This is a genomic window from Bradyrhizobium sp. USDA 4510, assembly GCF_054059095.1.
The window spans coordinates 2,017,269-2,037,608 of sequence record NZ_JBSSBT010000001.1 but is presented as its reverse complement, the minus strand read 5'-3'; the positions used below and the strand labels follow the sequence as shown (position 1 = coordinate 2,037,608).

The 20,340-nt window shown below is 65.6% G+C and carries 17 protein-coding genes; 10 read left to right on the top strand and 7 right to left on the bottom strand.

What is annotated here, in order from left to right; genetic code table 11:
* Positions 1-97 precede the first annotated feature (97 nt).
* Genes ACVMDN_RS09005 through ACVMDN_RS08975 form a run of 7 tightly spaced genes read left to right on the top strand, consistent with a single transcriptional unit; the run spans position 98 to position 8,106 of the window.
* Positions 98-1,903 carry a gamma-glutamyltransferase family protein gene (locus ACVMDN_RS09005; RefSeq protein ID WP_456835315.1) on the top strand — a complete coding sequence of 602 codons (1,806 nt, stop codon included), beginning with the start codon at positions 98-100 and terminating at the stop codon, positions 1,901-1,903.
* Positions 1,904-1,918: 15 nt separating this feature from the next.
* On the top strand, positions 1,919-2,629 hold the full coding sequence (locus tag ACVMDN_RS09000) for a DUF1028 domain-containing protein (protein ID WP_456835316.1): 711 nt from the start codon (positions 1,919-1,921) through the stop codon (positions 2,627-2,629).
* Entirely contained in the window at positions 2,626-3,615 is a 990-nt protein-coding gene (locus ACVMDN_RS08995; RefSeq protein ID WP_456835317.1) for an ABC transporter ATP-binding protein, read from the top strand. Before ACVMDN_RS09000 ends, ACVMDN_RS08995 begins: the two co-directional genes overlap by 4 nt.
* Positions 3,612-4,709 (top strand): ABC transporter ATP-binding protein, encoded by a 1,098-nt coding sequence (locus tag ACVMDN_RS08990; protein ID WP_456835318.1) that lies wholly within the window; start codon positions 3,612-3,614, stop codon positions 4,707-4,709. Before ACVMDN_RS08995 ends, ACVMDN_RS08990 begins: the two co-directional genes overlap by 4 nt.
* Positions 4,710-4,726: 17 nt before the next feature.
* Positions 4,727-6,238 carry an ABC transporter substrate-binding protein gene (locus ACVMDN_RS08985; protein ID WP_253640354.1) on the top strand — a complete coding sequence of 504 codons (1,512 nt, stop codon included), beginning with the start codon at positions 4,727-4,729 and terminating at the stop codon, positions 6,236-6,238.
* A gap of 31 nt (positions 6,239-6,269) precedes the next feature.
* Positions 6,270-7,211 (top strand): ABC transporter permease, encoded by a 942-nt coding sequence (locus ACVMDN_RS08980; protein ID WP_016842919.1) that lies wholly within the window; start codon positions 6,270-6,272, stop codon positions 7,209-7,211.
* A gap of 4 nt (positions 7,212-7,215) precedes the next feature.
* Positions 7,216-8,106, top strand: a complete 891-nt coding sequence (locus ACVMDN_RS08975) for an ABC transporter permease (protein WP_057017605.1) — start codon at positions 7,216-7,218, stop codon at positions 8,104-8,106.
* A 275-nt stretch (positions 8,107-8,381) separates the two neighbouring features.
* Here ACVMDN_RS08975 and cnbZ read toward each other — a convergent pair whose 3' ends face one another.
* The 6 genes from cnbZ to ACVMDN_RS08945 form a co-directional block, all read right to left on the bottom strand.
* Complete coding sequence (cnbZ, locus tag ACVMDN_RS08970) at positions 8,382-9,125, bottom strand: 2-amino-5-chloromuconate deaminase CnbZ (RefSeq protein ID WP_057017604.1); 744 nt, start codon at positions 9,123-9,125, stop codon at positions 8,382-8,384.
* Between the two features lie 132 nt (positions 9,126-9,257).
* A complete protein-coding gene (locus ACVMDN_RS08965; RefSeq protein WP_456835319.1) occupies positions 9,258-12,359 on the bottom strand; it encodes a multidrug efflux RND transporter permease subunit in 3,102 nt (1,033 codons plus the stop codon).
* 81 nt (positions 12,360-12,440) lie between these two features.
* Positions 12,441-13,634 carry an efflux RND transporter periplasmic adaptor subunit gene (locus ACVMDN_RS08960; RefSeq protein WP_076827115.1) on the bottom strand — a complete coding sequence of 398 codons (1,194 nt, stop codon included), beginning with the start codon at positions 13,632-13,634 and terminating at the stop codon, positions 12,441-12,443.
* Between the two features lies 1 nt (position 13,635).
* The gene (locus tag ACVMDN_RS08955) at positions 13,636-14,337 is read right to left on the bottom strand and encodes a TetR/AcrR family transcriptional regulator (RefSeq protein WP_076827113.1); all 702 of its coding nucleotides are present in this window, start codon (positions 14,335-14,337) and stop codon (positions 13,636-13,638) included.
* 64 nt (positions 14,338-14,401) lie between these two features.
* Entirely contained in the window at positions 14,402-14,992 is a 591-nt protein-coding gene (locus ACVMDN_RS08950) for a thiamine pyrophosphate-dependent enzyme (RefSeq protein ID WP_456835320.1), read from the bottom strand.
* Entirely contained in the window at positions 14,989-15,522 is a 534-nt protein-coding gene (locus ACVMDN_RS08945) for a thiamine pyrophosphate-binding protein (protein ID WP_057017601.1), read from the bottom strand. Before ACVMDN_RS08945 ends, ACVMDN_RS08950 begins: the two co-directional genes overlap by 4 nt.
* 204 nt (positions 15,523-15,726) lie before the next feature.
* Between ACVMDN_RS08945 and ACVMDN_RS08940 the strand changes: the two genes are divergently transcribed.
* Together ACVMDN_RS08940 and rocD are read left to right on the top strand one after the other, a co-directional pair.
* A complete protein-coding gene (locus tag ACVMDN_RS08940; RefSeq protein ID WP_456835321.1) occupies positions 15,727-16,950 on the top strand; it encodes a cytochrome P450 in 1,224 nt (407 codons plus the stop codon).
* Positions 16,951-17,067: 117 nt separating this feature from the next.
* Positions 17,068-18,282, top strand: a complete 1,215-nt coding sequence (rocD, locus tag ACVMDN_RS08935; RefSeq protein ID WP_253641063.1) for an ornithine--oxo-acid transaminase — start codon at positions 17,068-17,070, stop codon at positions 18,280-18,282.
* Positions 18,283-18,807: 525 nt separating this feature from the next.
* Here the strand turns inward: rocD and ACVMDN_RS08930 are convergent.
* A complete protein-coding gene (locus ACVMDN_RS08930; RefSeq protein WP_244558779.1) occupies positions 18,808-19,263 on the bottom strand; it encodes a hypothetical protein in 456 nt (151 codons plus the stop codon).
* 51 nt (positions 19,264-19,314) lie between these two features.
* Between ACVMDN_RS08930 and ACVMDN_RS08925 the strand changes: the two genes are divergently transcribed.
* Entirely contained in the window at positions 19,315-20,238 is a 924-nt protein-coding gene (locus ACVMDN_RS08925; RefSeq protein ID WP_244558778.1) for a Spy/CpxP family protein refolding chaperone, read from the top strand.
* Positions 20,239-20,340: the final 102 nt, after the last annotated feature.

The window sequence follows — 20,340 nt, the reverse complement described above, 5'->3', positions numbered from 1 at the left end:
CGGCCATGTGCACCAAGCGGTTGGCATACCAGCCGGCCTGTGATCAAGTGCGGCCGCCAAAGAGGCCCAACAACAAACCGACGAACGGTCAATCGCCATGAGCAACATCAACCCCGATCCGTTCACAACCCGGCCCGAGATCGAAGGCACCTTCGGCGTCGTCACTTCGACGCACTGGATCGCCACCGCGGTCGGCATGGCAACGCTGGAGAAAGGCGGCAACGCCTTTGACGCCGGAGTAGCCACCGCCTTCACGCTACAGGTGGTCGAGCCGCACCTGAACGGCCCCGGCGGCGACGTGCCGATCATCGTGCACGACGTCAAGCGCGGCAAGAGCGAGGTGATCTGCGGCCAGGGCCCGGCGCCGGCGAAGGCAACCATCGCGCATTATCGCAGCGAGGGTCTCGAGATGGTGCCCGGCACCGGCCTGCTTGCGGCCTGCGTGCCCGGCACATTCGAATCCTGGATGCTGCTGCTGCGCGACTACGGCACCATGAAGCTGCGCGACGTGCTGGAGCCCGCGATCGCCTACGCACGCGACGGCTATCCGCTGGTCGAGCGTGCGTCGGCCACCATCAAGACCGTCGAGCAGCTGTTCCGGAAATACTGGACCACATCGGCCGACGTCTATTTGCCTGGCGGCGAGGTGCCGAAGCCCGGCACCATCTTCACCAACAGGAAGCTCGCGGAGACCTACGCACGCATCCTGAGCGAGGCGGAGAGCGCCGGCGGCGATCGCGTGGCGCAGATCGAGCGCGCGCGGCAGGCCTGGTCGAAGGGCTTCGTCGCCGAGGCGATCGACAAGTTCTGCCGCACCCAGGAGGTGATGGACGTCTCCGGCTCGCCGCATCGCGGCGTGCTGTCGGCCGACGACATGGCGCGCTGGCAACCGAGCATCGAGGCGCCGCTTACCTACGATTACGGCCGTTACACCGTGCAGAAGGCCGGGGTCTGGAGCCAGGGTCCGGTGATGCTGCAGCAGCTCGCGCTGCTGAAGGGTTTCGAGCTCGACGGGCTCGATCCCGCGGGCCCCGACTTCATCCATCTGCAGATCGAAGCCGCCAAGCTCGCCTATGCCGATCGCGAGACGTTCTACGGCGATCCGAAATTCACCGAGATCCCGATCGAAACGCTGCTGTCCGATGCCTATAACAACGAACGGCGCAAGCTGATCTCGAAAGACAAGGCGTCGCTCGACTTCCGCCCCGGCTCGGTCGAGGGCTTCGGCGGCGTCGTGAAGTTGCGACACGCCGAAGGGCATCGCGAAGCGGTCGGCGCCATGGGTGCGGGCGAGCCGACCGTCGGCCGGTTCGGCGAGGTGCGTGGCGACACCGTGCATTTCGACATCATCGACACGGCCGGCAACATGATCTCGGCGACGCCGTCCGGCGGCTGGCTGCAGTCCTCGCCGGTGATTCCCGAGATCGGTTTCTGCCTCGGCAGCCGCGCCCAGATGTTCTGGCTCGAGGAGAACCACCCTGCTTCGCTCGCGCCGGGCAAGCGGCCGCGCACCACACTCTCGCCGACCATGGCGCTGCGCGACGGCGAACCGTATCTCTCCTGGGGCTCGCCGGGCGGCGATCAGCAGGACCAGTGGATCACGCAGTTCTTCCTGCGCCATGTCCACGCCAGGCTCAATCTGCAGGAGGCGATCGACGCGCCGGCCTGGCACTCCGAGCATTTCCCGATCTCGTTCTGGCCGCGCACCTCGCGGCCCGGCGTCCTGGTGCTGGAAAACCGCGTGCCGAAATCGACCATCGACGAATTGAAACGCCGCGGCCATGTGGTCGAGATTGGTCCCGATTGGTCGGAAGGCCGCCTCACCGCGGCCTCGAAGGTCGGTGCCCGCCGCCGCGCCGCCGCCAATCCGCGCGGTATGCAGGGTTACGCCGCAGGCCGCTAGACACGAAGGTTTGAGATGACCTGGTCGATCATCGCCCGTGACAGCGCCAATGGCCAGCTCGGCATCGCCGTCGCGACGCGGTTCTTCGCGGTCGGCGCGCTGGTGCCGCACATCGCACCCGCAATCGGCGCGGTGGCGACGCAGGCGCTGGTCAATCCTTATTACGGCATCGACGGCCTCGCGCTGTTACGCAGCGGCGACAGCCCGCATGAGGTGATCGCGGCGCTGATTGCGCCCGACAGCGGCCGCGAAAGCCGGCAGCTCCATGTCATGGACGTCAGGGGCCGCATCGCGGCGCATTCCGGCAAGGACTGCATCGACTGGTTCGGCCATATCGCCGGCGACGGGTTCTCGATCGCCGGCAACATGCTGGCCGGCCCCGCGGTGCTCGACGAGACCGCGCGCGTTTATGCCGAGAACGAGAAGCTGCCGTTCGCGGAGCGGCTGATCAAGGCGATGTTCGCCGGCGAAGCGGCCGGCGGGGACAAGCGCGGCAAGCAATCGGCGGCTCTTCTGATCCACGGCGCGGAGGAATGGCCATTGCTCGACCTGCGCGTCGACGACCACGCCGATCCCCTGCGCGAGCTTGAGCGGCTGGAGGCCGTCAGCCGAGAGCACTGGGTGCCATTCCGGAGCTTCATGCCGACCCGCGACAACCCGGCCGGAACCAGCGATCGCGCCACCATCGACGCCGGCGTCGCAGCGGCAAGCGCGAGCCGCGAATGACGGCTGGCCCGCTGATCGAGATCGAAGGCCTGCGCGTCACTTTCCAGGGCGATGACGGCCGCACCACGCATGCCGTCGACAGCGTCGATCTCTCCGTCGCCAGGGGCGCCACGCTCGGCCTGGTCGGCGAGTCCGGCTGCGGCAAGAGCGTGACCTCGCTCGCGATCATGGGGCTGTTGCCGAAGCAATCCGCCGCGGTCTCCGGCACGATCCGCTTCGACGGCTTCGACCTGCTCGACGTGCCTGATGCGACGCTGCGCGACCTGCGCGGCAATCGCCTCGCGATGATCTTCCAGGAGCCGATGACCTCGCTCAACCCGAGCTTCACCATCGGCGACCAGATCACGGAGACGATTCTGCGCCACCGCGGCGGCTCCCGCCGCGCGGTGCGCGAACGCACCATCGAGCTGCTGCGCCGCGTGCATATTCCCTCGCCCGAGAAACGCGTCGACGAGTTTCCGCACAAGCTGTCCGGCGGCATGCGCCAGCGCGTGATGATCGCGATGGCGCTGGCCTGCGATCCGCAGCTTCTGATCGCCGACGAGCCGACCACCGCGCTCGACGTCACCTTGCAGGCCCAGATCCTCGATCTGATGCGGGAGCTGAAGGCCGCGAGCGGCGCCGCGATCATCCTGATCACCCACGATCTCGGCGTCGTCGCCGAAGTCTGCGACGAGGTCGCGGTGATGTATGCCGGCGAGATCGTCGAGCGCGCGCCGGTCGACGAGCTGTTCGCCAATCCGCAGCATCCCTACACGGTCGGCCTGCTCGGCTCGATCCCGCGGCTCGATCGCCGCACCAGCCATCTCGCCACCATCGAGGGCATGGTGCCGAACATGGCGAACCCGCCCGCCGGCTGCCGCTTTGCCGCGCGCTGTCCGTTCGTGGAACTTGCCTGCACCCAAGCGCCGCCGCCGCTCGCGATGCTGAGCCCAACCCACGCCTCGCGCTGTCTCCGCGCGCCGCTGGAGCGGCTGGTGTCATGACCGCGCTGCTCGAGGTCGAAGGGCTGGTCAAGCATTTCGTCGCCGAACGCTCGCTGTTCGGCCGGGCGACCGCCCATGTGAAGGCGGTCGACGGCGTCAGCTTCACGGTCGAGGCCGGCAAGACGCTGGCGCTGGTTGGCGAATCCGGCTGCGGCAAATCCACCGTCAGCCGGCTGGTGCTGCGGCTGATCGAGCCGGATGCCGGACGGATCCGCTTCGAAGGCCGCGACCTCGGCACGCTCAATGCCGAGCAGCTCCGCGCCTTCCGCCGCGACGCGCAGCTGATCTTCCAGGACCCCTACGCCTCGCTCAACCCGCGCATGACGGTGAGCCAGATCCTGACCGAGCCGCTGGCACTGCACAATCTCGTCCCGGCCGCGGACCGCCGCGAGCGGGTCGAGCAGCTGTTGCGCCTGGTCGGGCTCGAGCCGCGGTTCGCGCGGCGCTATCCACATGAATTCTCCGGCGGCCAGCGCCAGCGCATCGCGATTGCCCGCGCGCTCGCGGTCGAGCCGAAGCTGATCATCTGCGACGAGCCGGTGTCGGCGCTCGACGTCTCGATCCGTTCCCAGATCCTGAATTTGCTGCGCGACCTGCAGGATCGCCTGAAGCTCGCCTACATCTTCGTCTCGCACGATCTCGCCGTAGTGAAGCACATCGCCGATCGCGTCGCCGTGATGAATCTCGGCACCATCGTCGAGACCGCGGATGCCCAAGCGCTGTTCGCCGCGCCGCGCCATCCCTATAGCCGCGCGCTGCTGTCGGCGATCCCGGTGCCGAAGCCGCGTGCGAAGCGCAGCCGCATCGTGCTGGAGGGCGAACTGCCGAGCGCGCTCAATCCGCCCTCCGGCTGCCGCTTCCATACCCGCTGTCCCTATGTGATCGCGCGCTGCCGCAGTGAAGTGCCGCAGTTGCGCGAAGATGGCACCGGTTATGCATCGGCCTGTCACCGGACGGGCGAGCTGCCCGGCGCGGAGGCGATCGTGCCCTCCGATGGCGGGTTCTCGCCGACACTGGAAAAGCTGGTGGCGGCGTTCAATGCGGCGGAAGCCTCGGCGCAGCCCGGGGTTATTTCACAGGGAACAGAGGCGTAGGGAATAAGGGGTTGGCGATGAGATTTTGGCGCTTGGCAGTCCTGATGGCGGCCCTCGTGACCTGGTGCGGAACGAGTGCGCGTGCCGAGACGACACTTCGCATCGGGCTCGCCGAGGACCCCGACATCCTCGATCCTTCAATCGGACGCACCTATGTCGGCCGCATCGTCTTTTCAGCCTTCTGCGACAAGCTGTTTGACATTGACGAGAAGCTGAACATCGTTCCGCAGCTCGCGCTGTCCTACGAGAACTCGGCCGACGGCAAGGAGATGACGATCAAGCTCCGGCCGGGCGTCAAGTTCCACGACGGTGAGCCGTTCGACGCCGAAGCCGCCAAATTCTCGCTGGAGCGCCATCTGACACTGCCGACCTCGTTTCGCAAACCGGAATTGGCTGCGCTCGACCACGTCGACGTCGTTGATCCCCTGACCATCAAGCTGGTGCTCAAGACGCCCTACTCGCCGCTGATCGCCCAGTTGACCGACCGCGCCGGCATGATGGTTTCGCCGAAGGCGGTGAAGGAAGCGGGTGACAAATTCGGACTGCATCCAGTCTGCGCCGGACCCTACAAGTTCGTCGAACGCGTGCAGCAGGACCGCATGGTGTTCGAGAAATTCGGGGATTACTGGAACAAGGACAACGTCTTCATCGATCGCATCGTGTTCCTTCCTATCGTCGATGCCACGGTGCGGCTCGCCAATCTGAAATCCGGCGGGCTCGATCTGATCGAGCGCGTGCTTGCCACCGATATCAAGGACGTCCGAAGTGACAAGCGGCTCGTGCTGTCGACCGCACCTGAACTCGGCTATCTCGGCCTCACCATCAACATCGGCAACGACAAGAGCAAGGGGCCGCTCAGCCAGTCGGAAAAGGTGCGCCAGGCGCTCGATCTGTCGATTGACCGCGAGGCGCTCAACCAGGTCGTCTTCAACGGCGAGTTCACGCCGGGCAATCAGTGGGTCAGCCCGACACACCCTTACTATCAGAAGGCGTTTCCGGTTCGGGGACGCGACATTGCCAAGGCCAAGGCGCTGCTGAAGGAGGCCGGTGTCACGCTGCCCGTCGCCATCGACTACATGGTCCCCAAAGGCGCCGAGAACGAAGCCGTAGCCCAGGTCGTGCAGTCGATGGCGGCCGAAGCCGGCTTTGACATCAAGATCCGCGTGGTCGAATTCGCGACGACTTTCAAGCAGGCCCAGGCCGGCGAATTTCAGGTGTTTCAGATCAACTGGAGCGGCCGGATCGATCCCGACGGCAATTCCTATGTCTTCCTGCACACCAAGGCGCCGCAGAACGATGGCGGCTATTCTAACGCGGAAGCCGACAAGCTGATGGAAGATGCACGGCTGATCAACGATCCCGCCCAGCGCAAGGCAATCTACGAGAAGATGACCAGGATCGTGCTCAATGACGAGCCGATCATCTATCTCTATCACCGCACACTCCTGATCGCGCATTCCACAAAAGTCGCGGGTTACCGGCAGATGCCGGACGGATTGGTGCGCGTGGTCGGGCTGAAATTGAAATGATCGCCACAGCGCAGGACACGCGGGGCCGACAATGCTGAACTTCCTCGCCAAGCGGCTGGTTCAGCTGGTCCCGACGCTGTTCTTCGTCTCGCTCCTGATCTTCTCGCTGCAACATTTGCTGCCCGGCGATCCGGCACTCGTCATGGCCGGCGAGGAGCGCGATCCGGCCGTCATCGAACAGATCCGCCAGCAATACCATTTGGATCAACCGATCCCGGTGCAATACGCCTATTGGGTCAAGGGCGTGCTCACGGGCGACCTCGGCGAGTCACTGCGCAACAAGATGCCGGTGTCGAGCCTGATCGCGCAGAAGCTGCCGGTTACGATGCAAATCGCCGGCATGGCGATCGTGGTCGCCTTCCTGATCGGCATTCCCGCCGGCATCATCTCGGCGGTGAAAATCGGCACCGCGTGGGACTATGGCGCCAATTTGTTCGCGCTGTGGGGTATCTCGACGCCGAATTTCTGGCTCGGCATCATGCTGATCTTCCTGTTCTCCGTCGAACTTGGCTGGCTGCCGGCCTCCGGCTACGTGCCGCTCAGCGAAAACTGGCGCGCGAGCCTCGCCGCATCGGTCATGCCGGCCTTCGTGCTCGGCAATGCGATCGCGGCGATCCTGATGCGGCATACGCGAAGCGCGATGCTGCAGGTGCTGGAGAGCGACTATGTCCGCACCGCGCGCGCCAAGGGCCTGTCCGAGCGCACCGTGATCCTCAAGCATGCGATGCGCAACGCGCTGACGCCGATCATCACGCTCGGCGCGCTCGAGCTCGGCACGCTGCTGTCGGGCGCGGTGCTCACTGAGCAGATCTTCTCGATCCCGGGCTTCGGCAAGCTGATCGTCGATGCCGTGTTCAACCGCGACTATGCGGTCGTGCAGGGCGTGGTGCTGACCACGGCGACGATCTACATCACGCTCAACCTGATCGCCGACATCGCCTACATCCTCGTCAACCCGCGGCTGAGGGGTTGATCGGATGACCGACGCTGCACTCAGCCCCCTCGCTCCGCTTGCCGCCGCCGAAACGCTCGAGAGCCCGGCGCGGCGCGCCTGGCGGCGGCTGATCCGGCGCAAGGGTGCCGTGCTCGGGCTCACCGTGATCGCGCTCTTCATCCTGCTCGCCGTGTTCGCGCCGTTGATCGTGCCCTATGATCCGGTCGCGACGAGCTGGTCGCTGGTACGCAAGGCGCCGTCGGCGCAGCACTGGCTCGGCACCGACGAGCTCGGCCGCGACGTGTTCGCCCGCGTCGTGTTCGGCGCTCGCGCCTCGCTGCTTGCCGGCGTCATCTCGGTCGGCATCGCGCTTGCGGTCGGCGTGCCGCTCGGCCTCGTCGCCGGCTATCGCGGCGGTTTCATCGACGCGCTGATCAGCCGCATCACCGATGCGATGCTGGCCTGCCCGTTCCTGATCCTGGCGATCGCACTCGCAGCGTTCCTCGGCCCGAGTCTTAGCAATGCCATGATCGCGATCGGCGTCTCGGCGACCCCGATCTTCATCCGCCTGACCCGCGGCCAGGTGATGAGCGTCAAGGTCGAGGACTACGTCGAGGCGGCGCGCGCCATGGGCAATCCGCGCTGGCGCATCGCGCTGGTCCACATCCTGCCCAACATCCTGCCGGCGCTGCTGGTGCAGGCGACGCTGTCGATCGCGGCCGCGATCATCGCCGAGGCCGCGCTGTCGTTCCTCGGCCTCGGCCAGCAGCCGCCGGCGCCGTCCTGGGGCAGCATGCTCAACGCCGCGCAACGCTTCCTGACCAGCGCGCCATGGATGGCAGTCTGGCCTGGGCTTGCGATCTTCCTGGTCGTGTTGTCGTTCAATCTGGTCGGCGACGGCCTGCGCGACGCGCTCGATCCGAAAGCGCGGTAGTGGATTCGTGCCACAGCGAGCGCCTGTGCTCTCTCCGTCACCCCCGCGCAAAGGCTCGCCTTTGTCGCTGGAGGAGCGCGCATCTTGCGCGCGTCTCGAAGGGTCGACGGCCACCGACCGGGCCGTTCATCCTTCGAGGCTCGCTTCGCTCGCACCTCAGGATGACGGGACACCAAGTTCTCGTCATTGCGAGCGAAGCGAAGCAATCCACCATCACCGAGCATGCGGAACTATGGATTGCTTCGTCGCTTCGCTCCTCGCAATGACGGCGGAAGCTAAATCACCACTTCCCTGAGCACCCTGCGGCAATCCATCTCGTATTCGAGATCGACCACCGGCGGGCGGCAGAAGTGCCAGGTCAGGCCGGAGCGGGTGGCGCCGCGGCGGACCAGCTCGTCGACGAGCACCGGATGGATGTCGTGCACGGTGTAGGCCTGCACCGCCGTCGTCTCCTGCCAGCCGAAGCTGAACTCGGCGAGACGGCGTTCCATCTCGCCGGCGGTGAAGCGGACCTTCTCCCGCCACGCGCCGGGACTGAGATCGCGATAGCAGACGATGCGGTCGGGATAGCTCGCGGTGCCGCCGCGCGCCTCCGCACCGCCGGCGATCACGAAGGATGGCGACGTCGTCGTGCTCGGCCGCGTGAACGAGAACGCATGGAACGACGGCTCGGCCGGCGGATCGATCTCGGGACAGACGTTGCTGCGCGCCACCGGATTGATGGTGCCGTCGAACAGGCCCCATTCGGCGAGCGTCTTGACGTAGTGCTGGTTGAAGGCGCGGAAGCCGTCCTCGGTGAAGGCGGCCGGCGAACGCAATTCGCAGGCGCAGAACGCGGTCAGCGGCCGGCCGGCGTCGCGGATGTAGGCCGCGATCCGCGCAAAACCTTCCGCGAGCGGCAGCAGGCGATCGAAGCGCACCCGTTCGATCTCATAGCCCGCGTTCGCCTGCGCGCCGCTTGAATATTGGAACACGGCCGGAATGAACCGGTAATTGCCCGCCGCAAACTCGCTCGCCATGCCTGTTTCCTCCGGATTTCCTTGAGGCGAGTATTTTCTGCCCGCCGTCGGCAAAGGCTATCACGAGACAAAGAAAAGGCGGCAGTGGCTTTCGCCAGTGCCGCCTTCCCTGCGAGCATGAGCTTGGAGGGCTCAGGTCGGTTTCAGCGCGCCGCCGCGACGGTCGAGCTCGTAGTCGGCGATCTGCTTGGCGCGATCGGAATGGGCAGCGGCCTGGTGGTCGGTCGCGATCACCGTGTAGACCATTGGCAGCACGAATAGCGTGAACAGCGTGCCGATCGTCATACCGGCGACGACCACAAGCCCGATCGAGAAGCGGCTGGCAGCGCCGGCGCCCGAGGCCGTGAGCAGCGGCAGCAGGCCGGTGACCATGGCCGCCGTCGTCATCAGGATCGGACGCAGGCGGATCCGGGCGGCCATCTCGATCGCCGCGCGGCGGTCCAGTCCCTCGTTGAGCTGCAACTCGTTGGCGAACTCCACCATCAGGATGCCGTGCTTGGTGATCAATCCGACCAGCGTCAGCAGGCCCACCTGGGTGTAGATGTTCATGGTGGCGACGCCGAAGAACAGCGGGATGAGGGCGCCGACGATCGCCATCGGCACCGAGATCATGATCACGAACGGATCGCGCAGGCTCTCGAACTGCGCCGCCAGCACCAGGAAGATGATGATGATGGCGAACGCGAAGGTGACCAGCAGCTGGTTGCCTTCGTGGACGTATTGCCGGGAGTCGGCCAGGAAGTCGTAGCTGAAGCCGGACGGCAGCTTCTTGGCTTCACCCTGCAGGAACTCCACCGCCTGGCCCATCGAGACGCCGGGCATCGGCACCGCCTGGAAGGTCGACGAGTTGAGCTGGTTGTAGTGGGTCAGCGCGTTCGGATCGACGCCGGTCTCGACCGAAACCACGGTGGACAGCCGCACCAGCTGCCCGGTCGCGGTCGGGACGTAGTAATCGTTGAACGCCTCAGGCGCGAGCCGGCTGGCGCGCGGCACCTGCGGAATCACCTGGTAGGAGCGTCCTTCCAGATTGAAGCGATTGACATAGTTGCCGCCGAGCAGCGTCGCCAGGGCGCCACCGATCGACTGCATGGTGATGCCGAGGTCGCTCGCCTTGGAGCGGTCGACCTTCACCCGGACCACCGGTTGGTTGAAGTCGAGGTCGCTGTCGGTGACGATGAACAGGCCGCTCTTGCGCGCCGCATCCTTCAACTTGCTCATCTGGTCGAACACCTGCTGGAATCCGGCCGTCGAAGAGATCACCATCTGAACCGGCAGACCACCGGGGCCGCCAGGCAGCGGCGGCAGGCTGAACGCGAACGCACTGATGCCCTCGATCTTGGACAGCTCGGCCTGAACCAGCGGCTGCAGCGCCTGCGCGCTGCGCTTGCGCTCATCCCACGGCTTGAGCAGCATGCCCGCGAAGCCGCCCTGCGGACCGGTGATGCCGTTCAGGATGAACCGCAGATCGGTCTCGGGAAACTTCTGGAACTCCTTGTCCATCTTGTCGCCGTAGAAATCGATGTAGTCGATGTTGGCGTATTTCGGCGCCTTGGTCACCGCAAACACGATGCCCTGGTCCTCCTGCGGCGCCAGCTCCTTCTGGATGTGCATATAGAGGAAGCCGACCAGACCGAGGATGGTCACGGCGAACAGCGCCGTGATCGGGCGGTAGTCGAGCGAACGGTCGAGCTGACGGCCATAGGCCCGCGTCAACGCGCCGAACACGCGATTGACCACCTTGGCGAAACGCCCCTCCTCCGCGCTCTTGAGGAACACCGAGCACATCATCGGCGACAGCGACAGCGCGATCACGCCCGACACGATCACCGAGCCCGCCAGCGTGAAGGCGAATTCGCGGAACAGCGTGCCGGTCACGCCGCCGAGGAAGCCGATCGGCGCGTACACCGCCGCCAGCGTGATCGTCATGGAGATGACGGGACCGACGATCTCGCGGGCACCCTTTAGCGATGCCTGCACCGGTGGCAGGCCCTCCTCGAGATGTCGATGGATGTTCTCCACGACCACGATCGCGTCGTCGACCACGAGGCCGATCGCCAGCACCATCGCCAGCAGCGTCAGCAGGTTGAAGCTGAAGCCGGCGGCCAGCATCAGGATGCAGACGCCGATCAGCGACAGCGGGATGGTGACGACGGGAATGATCACCGACCGCAGCGAGGCCAGGAACAGGAAGATAACGACGACGACGATCAGGACCGCTTCGGTGAGCGTCTTCTCGACCTCATCGATCGACGATTGAATGAACTTGGTGGAATCGTAGGCCACCTTCATCTTCATCGACGGCGGCAGGTTGCGCTCGAGGTCGGGGAACAGCGCGCGCACGCCCTTCACCAGGGTCAGCGGGTTGCCCTGCGGCGTCGCCTTGATGCCGATGAAGATCGCATGCTCGCCGTTGAAGGCGACGCTGGCGTCCGTGCTCTGCGCCGCGAGCTCCACCGTCGCGATGTCCTCGATGCGCACGAAGCCGCCGTCCTTCGCCTTCACGATCATCCGCTTGAACTGGTCGATGTTCTGAAGGTCGGTATTGGCCGAGACGTTGGAGACGATGAAGAAGCCCTTGGTCTGGCCGGCGGCCGCCTGGAAGTTGTTGGCGGCGATCGCGGCGGCGACGTCGTTGGGCGATACGCCGCGTCCGGCCATGCGGGTCGGATCGAGCCAGACGCGCATCGCGAAGGTCTGGCCGCCGAGGATGTCGGCCGAGGCGACGCCATCGACCGTCGAGAGCACCGGCTGCACGACGCGGGTCAGATAGTCGGAGATCGACGATCCGGTCAGCTCCTCGCTGGAGAAGCCGAGATACATCACGGCGATGGTGTCACCGGTCGCCTTGGTCACGACGGGATCGAAGGCTTCCTTCGGGATCAGGTATTTGACCGAGTTGACCTTGGCGAGCACCTCGGTGAGCGCTTGGTTCGGATCGTGATTGAGCTTGACGTAGACCTGAATCGTCGAGGTGCCGAGCACCGAGTTCGACGTCATGTAGTCGACGCCTTCGGCCGACGCGACGGCCTGCTCGATCGGCGTAGTGATGAAGCCGTTGATTAGCTCGGGCGACGCACCGGGATATGACGTGGTGATCGTCACGACGGTGTTCGAAAGATTCGGATATTGCCGGATCGGCAAAACCATCGCCGCGCGCAGGCCGATCAGCAGGATCAGCAGACTGACGACGACCGACAGCACCGGGCGCTTGATGAAAATATCAGTGAAGGCCATCGCCAACTCGATTCGTGTTCTGCCGGCTTGCGGCAAGATGTGGCGGAGGGCCGATGGCCCTCCGAGTTCGATGAATGAAGATCAGTAGCGCGGCGGTTCGGCCGGAACCGGCGGCGGCGGATCGGTCGAGATCGCAACCGGCATGCCCGACTGCAGCTTGATCTGGCCGACTGCGACGACCTTGTCCCCCGCCTTCAGACCCTTGAGGATCTCGACACGGCCCTCGACGCGGTTGCCGGTCTTCACGAAGGTGCGGTCCGCGGTCAGGGTGGTCTTGCCGTCGTCGCCCTTCTTCTCGGTGATCAGGAACACCGAGTCGCCGTACAGCGTGTAGTCGACCGCGGTTTCGGGAATGGTCACGACCGGCGGCTTCCCGGGCAGCACGATTGTGGTGGTCGCGAACATGCCGGGCTTGAGGATGCTGTCCGGATTCTGGATCGTGGCCTGCACCCGGATGTTGCGGGTGTCGGTCGCGATCTGCGGCTCGATGGTCGTGATCTTGCCCTCGAAGGTGCGGCCCGGATAGGCGTCGACCGAGACCCGTACGGCCTGGCCGACCTTGATCTGAGAGCTCTGCTTCTCGGTGACGGTCAGGTTGGCGTACAGCACCGACAGATCGGTCAGCGACACGATCTGCGTGCCGGCCGTCAGATACTGGCCGACTTCGACCTGGCGCACGCCGAGATCGCCTTCGAACGGTGCGCGCACCAGCTTCTGCGAGATCAGCGCTTCGGTCTTGGCAATGCCCGCCTTGGCCTGGTCGTAAGCCGCCTGCGCCGTATCGACGGTCGACTGCGGACCGAACTGGCGCGACGCGAGTTGCTTGGCGCGGTCGAGCTGCAGCTCGCCCACGGTCGCCTGCGCCTTGTAGTTGGCGAGGTCGCCCTGCTCCGGTGCGTCGAACAACTGCACCAGCGGCGTACCGGCCTTTACGTGGCTGCCGGCGGTGAACTGGATCTCGGTGATGCGGCCCGGCACGTCGGTCGTGACGTTGACCTGGTGCACGGCGACGAGATCGCCGACAGCGGTCAGCAGGTTCGGAATCACCTCAGTCTTCGCCTCGACGGCCGACACGTTCGCCGGCGGCGGCTTATTGTTGGCAAAGAACTGCGCGATCATGTGGCTGCGGAAGGCGTTGAAGCCGACCAGCGCACCGACGAGCAGGGCCAGCAACAGGCCTACGATGATGAACCAGCGCACCATGCGGACGGGACGCTTGGCTTGCTTCTCCTTGATCGGTTGCCCCGAGATGTGGCTTTCGGTCTGAATATTCATGTCATGCACTTTCTGCAGTTACCGACGGTCCTGCGATCGGCGACGGCTGGCGGCCCAAATGAGTTGAAATTGCGGCTTCGGTAAGTCCGATGCCGCGAAGGATGAATTGGCAAAGCTGCCGCTCGGCCGCAGCGGCATCGCCGTAGGGGAGACATGGTGTCGCAGGCAGCTGGGTCAGCGCACCCATCAGCACGGTATGGTGCGCAAACCAGAATAGGTTGAGCGGCTCGTCGCCGATCTTCGTGGCCTCGCCGGCGGCGATCGCCCGCTCGAGCGAGGCGGCGAAGGTCGGGCCGATCAGCTTGCCGACCTTGTCGTAGAGCAGCCGCGCAAACTCGCCGTCGTCGAGATGGCTCGTCACCATCAGCCGCATCCGCTGCGTCTCTTCCTGGTCCGGCGCATCACGCAACTGCATGAAGTGATCGACCATGCCTTGCACCAGCTCGACCAGGGTCGCGGTCGAGGGCTCCTGGCCGAGCAGATGCGCGAGATCGGGATCCGCCTCGCACTCCTCGGCAAGGATCTCGGCATAGAGCGCCGCCTTGGACGGGAAGTGCTTGAACAGCAGCCCTTCCGAAATGGCAGCCGCGGCCGCCACGCTCTTTGTCGTGGTGCCGGCAAAGCCGCTGCGGGCGAAACACCGCTTGGCGGCGCTCAGGATCAACTGACGCCGCAAGTCACTCGTCATGCGTAAGGTAGACATTTGGGTCGTGAGTAATCACTCACTTTACCAAAAGTCAAGGTTCTATTGCACCGCGAAAGCCACTTTAAATAGGAGTGTGGCCGATCGACCCTCTGATGCGGTTCACGAGGTAGGTGCCGTCGCGGCTGGACAGCACGCGCTCCAGATTGGCCCCGTCGATCTTCGCGCTGGCGAACCGCGGCCCCGCCGTAACGTCTTGCAAAGACGAGACAAAAGCCTCGACCTCAGCCATCGTGCTGATCGCCCGGCTATCCCCGATTCCGCAGGCTTTGGCAACACCCACGAGGTCGGCGGTTCCGCCGGTATGGCTGGCCTGGCCGCCGGTCTCGCCGTAAGCCTCATTGTCCAGCACGATGATCGAGAGATTTTTCGGCTGCTGCAGGCCGACGGTGGCGAGGCTTCCCATCCCCATCAGCATCTCGCCGTCGCCGGTGATCACGACGATCGGCAGCGTCGGCTGGGCCAGCGCGAGGCCTAGCCCGATCATCACGGCGCCGCCCATGCCACCCCAGAGATAAAAGTTGCGGTCGTGGTCGCCGGCAGCGGCGATGTCATAGGTCGAGGCGCCGAGGCCGCCGACGGCGAACGCGCCCTTGCGATCTTTCAGCAGTTCGGAAACGACGGCACGGCGGTCGAGGAGATTGGCTTTGCTCATTTGGTGAAGACCTTTGCCCCGATCAGGCGCTGCGACAGCAGGACGGCGGTGGGCGTGCAGGCGTTAAAGGCCTGCGCTGCGCCGGCCTCGACGACTTCGCGGACTTCTTCAGGGTGCGAGGCGCGCAGCACCTTGATCCCGGACAGTTCGAGTATCCCTTGCGTGTTCGAGCCCATCGGCACCTGCCAGGGATTGAACTCGCCCCATTCGCCGCGCATCGTCACCAGCGTCAGGAACGGCAGGCGGAAGATCTGCACCAGCGACAGCATGTTGATGCAATTGCCGACCCCGCTCGACTGCATCAGCAGCACGCCGCGCTGGCCGCCGGCCCAGGCGCCCGCGAGCAGCGCCACGCCCTCTTCCTCGGTGGTCAGCGCGATGCCGCGCATCGAGGACGACCCCAGCACCCGCTCGATCAGCTCTGAATGGCCGGCGTCGGGCACGTAGGGCACCTGACGCACCTCGAAGCGCTGCAATATCGAGAAGATCTCCTCGGGCCAGGAGGCCGCAGTGTCGGCACGGGCATGCATTGGCGTTTCCGGTCTTGTTGTTTGATCGCGACTGTAGAGGGGCGCGCGCGCTTCATCAAAGCGCAAAACCGCATATGGCTCTGCGATTTGCTCGCACCACGCGACGCCCCGCCGCGCTGTTCCCGGCCCCAGCAAATTGTGTTGCGCGGCCGCCGCCCGCGGCTTACGTTAGTTGCAAATGAAACTAATTGGGTTGGATGCGCCATGAACGGACACGCGCGCGAGCTGGCTGACGGCTTCGACCTCGAGAAGCTGACGCCGGAGTTCTATGCCGACCCCTACCCGACCTATCGCGCGTTGCGCGAGAGCGCGCCGGTCAAGCGGCTGCCGAACGGCTGCTATTTTCTCACCCGCTACGACGACCTCATCGCCGCCTACAAGAACACCAAGGCATTCTCTTCCGACAAGAAGAAGGAGTTCTTGCCGAAATACGGCAACTCGCTGCTCTACGAGCATCACACGACCAGCCTCGTCTTCAACGATCCGCCGGCGCATACCCGCGTGCGGCGGCTGATCATGGGCGCATTGTCGCCGCGGGCGATCGCCGGCATGGAGCCTGACCTGATCGCGCTGGTCGACAGCCTGCTCGACCGGATCGAGACCCGCGACCGCTTCGAGCTGATCGGCGACTTCGCCTCGGCCATTCCGGTCGAGGTGATCGGCAATCTGCTCGACGTGCCGCACGACGAACGCAAGCCGCTGCGTGACTGGTCGCTGGCGATCCTGGGCGCGCTGGAGCCGGTGATCGGCAAGGAGGCGTTCGATCGCGGCAACAATGCGGTGAAGGATTTCCTCGCCTATCTCGAAACGCTGGTTGAACGCCGCCGCAAGAAGCCGGGCAATCCCGAACGCGACGTGCTGACAAGGCTGATCCAGGGTGAGGACAATGGCGAGCGGCTGACCGCGAAGGAATTGCTGCACAACTGCATCTTCCTGCTCAACGCCGGCCACGAAACCACGACCAATCTGATCGGCAACGGGCTGGTGACGCTCAGCCAAAATCCGGATCAGAAGCAACGGCTGATCGCGCAACCCGAGCTGATCAAGACCGCGGTCGAGGAGATGCTGCGCTACGAAAGCTCGAACCAGCTCGGCAACCGCATGATCGTGGAAGAGACCGAGCTCGGCGGCATCAAGCTGCCGGCGGGCACGCTGGTCACGCTCTGCATCGGCGCGGCCAACCGCGACCCCGCGCAATTCCCCAACCCCGAAGCTTTCGACGTCGCGCGCACGCCGAACCGCCACCTCGCCTTCGGCACCGGCGCGCATCAATGCGCCGGCATGGCGCTGGCGCGCCTCGAAGGCGCCATCGCGATCTCGCGGTTCCTCAAACGCTTCCCGAACTACGCGCTCGACGGCGAGCCGGTGCGCGGCGGGCGGGTGCGCTTCCGCGGCTTCCTCAGCGTGCCCTGCAGCATCAGCGCATAAATTGTCCCCTGCGAATTCGGCCGGCGACACACTTCCCTGTGGAGGAACTGATGCCCAAATCAACTGCAGGCACGATTTGATGTAATCTCTCGTGCGCTGCAGCGGGAGTGACGCATGATGAATGCATCGGTCACTGATTTCCTCGCAACCGAGGCGCAGTTCGGCACTTACAATTACGAGCCGATCGGGGTCGTGCTGTCCCGCGGCGAAGGCGTCTGGGTCTGGGATACCGATGGCAACCGCTACCTCGACTGTCTCTCCGCCTATTCGGCGGTGAGCCAGGGCCACTGCCATCCTAAGATCCTCGCAGCCATGATCGAGCAGGCGCAGCGGCTGACGCTGACCTCGCGCGCCTTCCACAACGACCAGCTTGCTCCCTTCTACCGCGAGCTCGCAGAGCTGACCGGCTCGCACAAGGTGCTGCCGATGAACAGCGGCGCTGAAGCGGTGGAGAGCGCGATCAAGTCGGTGCGCAAATGGGCCTATGAGGTCAAGGGCGTGCCGGACGGGCAGGCCGAGATCATCGTCTGCGCCAATAATTTCCACGGACGCACGCTCGGCATCGTCGGCTTCTCGACCGATCCCGGCTCGCGCGACCATTTCGGCCCATTCGCGCCGGGCTTCAAGATCATCCCGTTCGGCGATGCCGCCGCGCTCGAGCAGGCGATCACGCCGAACACCGCGGCCTTCCTGGTCGAGCCGATCCAGGGCGAAGCCGGCGTCGTGATTCCTCCGCCAGGCTATTTCGCCCGCGTGCGCGAGCTGTGCACCACGCATAATGTGATGCTTGTGCTCGACGAGATTCAGACCGGGCTCGGCCGTACCGGCAAGCTGCTCGCCGAGCAGCACGAAGGGATCGAGGCCGACGTGACGCTGCTCGGCAAGGCGCTGTCGGGCGGCTTCTATCCGGTGTCGGCGGTGCTTTCCAACAACGCCGTGCTCGGCACGTTGCGGCCCGGCCAGCACGGCTCGACCTTCGGCGGCAATCCGCTGGCCTGCGCGGTGGCGCGGGCGGCGCTGCGCGTGCTGATAGACGAGGGAATGATCGAGAACGCGGCGCAACAGGGCGCCCGCTTTCTCGCCGGATTGCAGGACATCCGCGCCAACGTGATCCGCGAGGTGCGCGGGCGCGGGCTGATGTTGGCGATCGAGCTGCATCCGGAAGCCGGCGGCGCCCGTCGCTATTGTCTGGCGCTGCAGGCGCGCGGCATCCTCGCCAAGGACACCCACGAGCACACCATCCGGATCGCTCCGCCGCTGGTGATCACGGCCGATCAGGTCGACTGGGCGACGGAGCGGATCGCGGCGACCCTCACGCAGGACGTCTCCTGACGGTTCCCCTCGCCGGAAGACCGTAACGCCGGCCGCAGCCATAACGAACGAATCCGACGTCGGTGCGTTAAAGTACTGCGGACGACTGTTGAACGGAGAGCTAAGCTCATGCTTTCCCGCAGCGCTTTGCTTGTTGTCTTTTCGATTGGCAGCTCGATGCTCGTGGCGCACGGCGGCGCGTCCGCCCAGCCACACGGAAAGGGTCCACCGGCGGCAAGGCCGGCTGCACCGGCCGCAATGGCGCGTCCCGCCGCGCCGATTGTACACGCCGCCCCTCCCGCAATGGCCAGGCCGCCCGCAATGGCGAGACCGCCTGCAATGGCTCGGCCACCCGCGATGGCACGGCCGGCAGCACCCGCGTTCCACGCCCCGCAGCGACCGGCGATGGCGCCGCGCCCGGCCCCGCATTTCGCCGCCCCGTCGGTGCGGCAGGCCCCCCATATCGCCGCGCCGCGTGTCGCAACGCCACGCCCCGAATTCCGTCGAGGAGCACCGCAGCGCCAGGCTCCGCATATCGCGGCGCCATCACGCCCGAGTCCACCTTCGCGCTTGAGCGAGCGGCCGTCGCCGACGGAGCGCGTTCAACAGCGCGCGCAGCAGCATCAGCAGATGATCCAGCAACGCCAGCAGGCGGCGCAGCAGCGGCAGCGTGACGCGCTCTCGCGCCAGACCACCGAGCGGCAGACCCGGATCGATCGCCTGCAGCAACGCGTGCAGCAATTGCAGTCGCAAAAGGTCCAAGGTGCACGCGCGCAACGCGTCCATGACCGTGCCCTGCAGGCGCAGAGCCGTCTGTTGCAGCGCGAGCAGCGTGCGCAGCAGGCCGACGTTGCCCGCCAGCAGAGATTGGCGCCGGCAGCAACGGTTGGAGCCGCGGTCGCGACCACGGCCGCGACGCAGGCGGCGCAGCGCGAGCGGTTTGCCGCGCACTTCCGCGAGCAGGCAGGCGCGCAAGGCCAGGCAGGGCTTGCGGCGCGCCAAGGCGGCTGGGCGCCCCGACATGCCTGGCGACGCGGCAGCCACGCGGCCTTCGTGGCGTGGCTTGGGCCGGTGTTCTGGCCCTACGCCTATTCGGACATCTTTGACTACACGTTCTGGTCCTATGCCTACGAGCCCGGCTATTGGGCCTACGCCTATGACGACTTCGTCGACACCGTGTTCTGGGACACCAACAGTCCCTACTCCGCCTATGCCAGCATCTATCCTGGCGACTATCCGGCGACGGCGGGCCGCGATCGGTCCCGTCAGCGCACCGACACGAGCCCGCAGGCAGTCAAGCAGCTCTGCGGCGAACCGGACAAGGGCGTCACGGCCTGGCCGCTTGCCGACATCGCGCGGGCGGTACGGCCGGACCAGCAGCAGCGCGCCCTGCTCGACGAGTTGAAGACATCAGCGGCAAAGGCCGCCGATATCTTCAAGGACTCCTGTTCGGACAGCTATGCCATGACGCCCACCGGCCGCTTGCGGTCGATGCAAAACCGCATCAGCGCGACGCTCGAGGCGATCAAGATCGTGCGGCCTGCGCTGGAGAATTTCTACAGCTCGCTCAGCGACGAGCAACAGGCCCGCTTCAATGCGCTCGGTCCACATGTCGGCGAGCGTTCGCCGCAGCAGGAGGCGACCGCGCAAGCCGGCAATTGCGGCGATTCGAAATCCGACCTGGCGCACCTGCCGATCAACCGGATCGCGGCCTCGCTTCATCCAGCCGGCAAGCAGAAGGAGGCGCTCGACCGCCTGAGCGATGCGACCACAAGAGCCATAGCGGACCTGCAGGCGGCCTGCCCGAACGACGTGCAGCTGACGCCGGTCGGCCGGCTGGAGGCAATGCAGCACCGGCTCGAAGCCATGCAGAAAGCCGCGAAGCTGATCGAGCCCGCACTGGACGAGTTCTATGCGATGCTGAGCAGCGAGCAGAAAGCCCGCTTCAACACGCTGCAGCGGGTCGCGAGCCCCTGAGACGGCCGGACGGCGATCCGGATCGCCGTCCGCGCCACAGATTGCCAGCCCCCCATCTTGCCTTTGCGGCCGGCGCGCAGCAATGTCTGGTACCGGCATCCT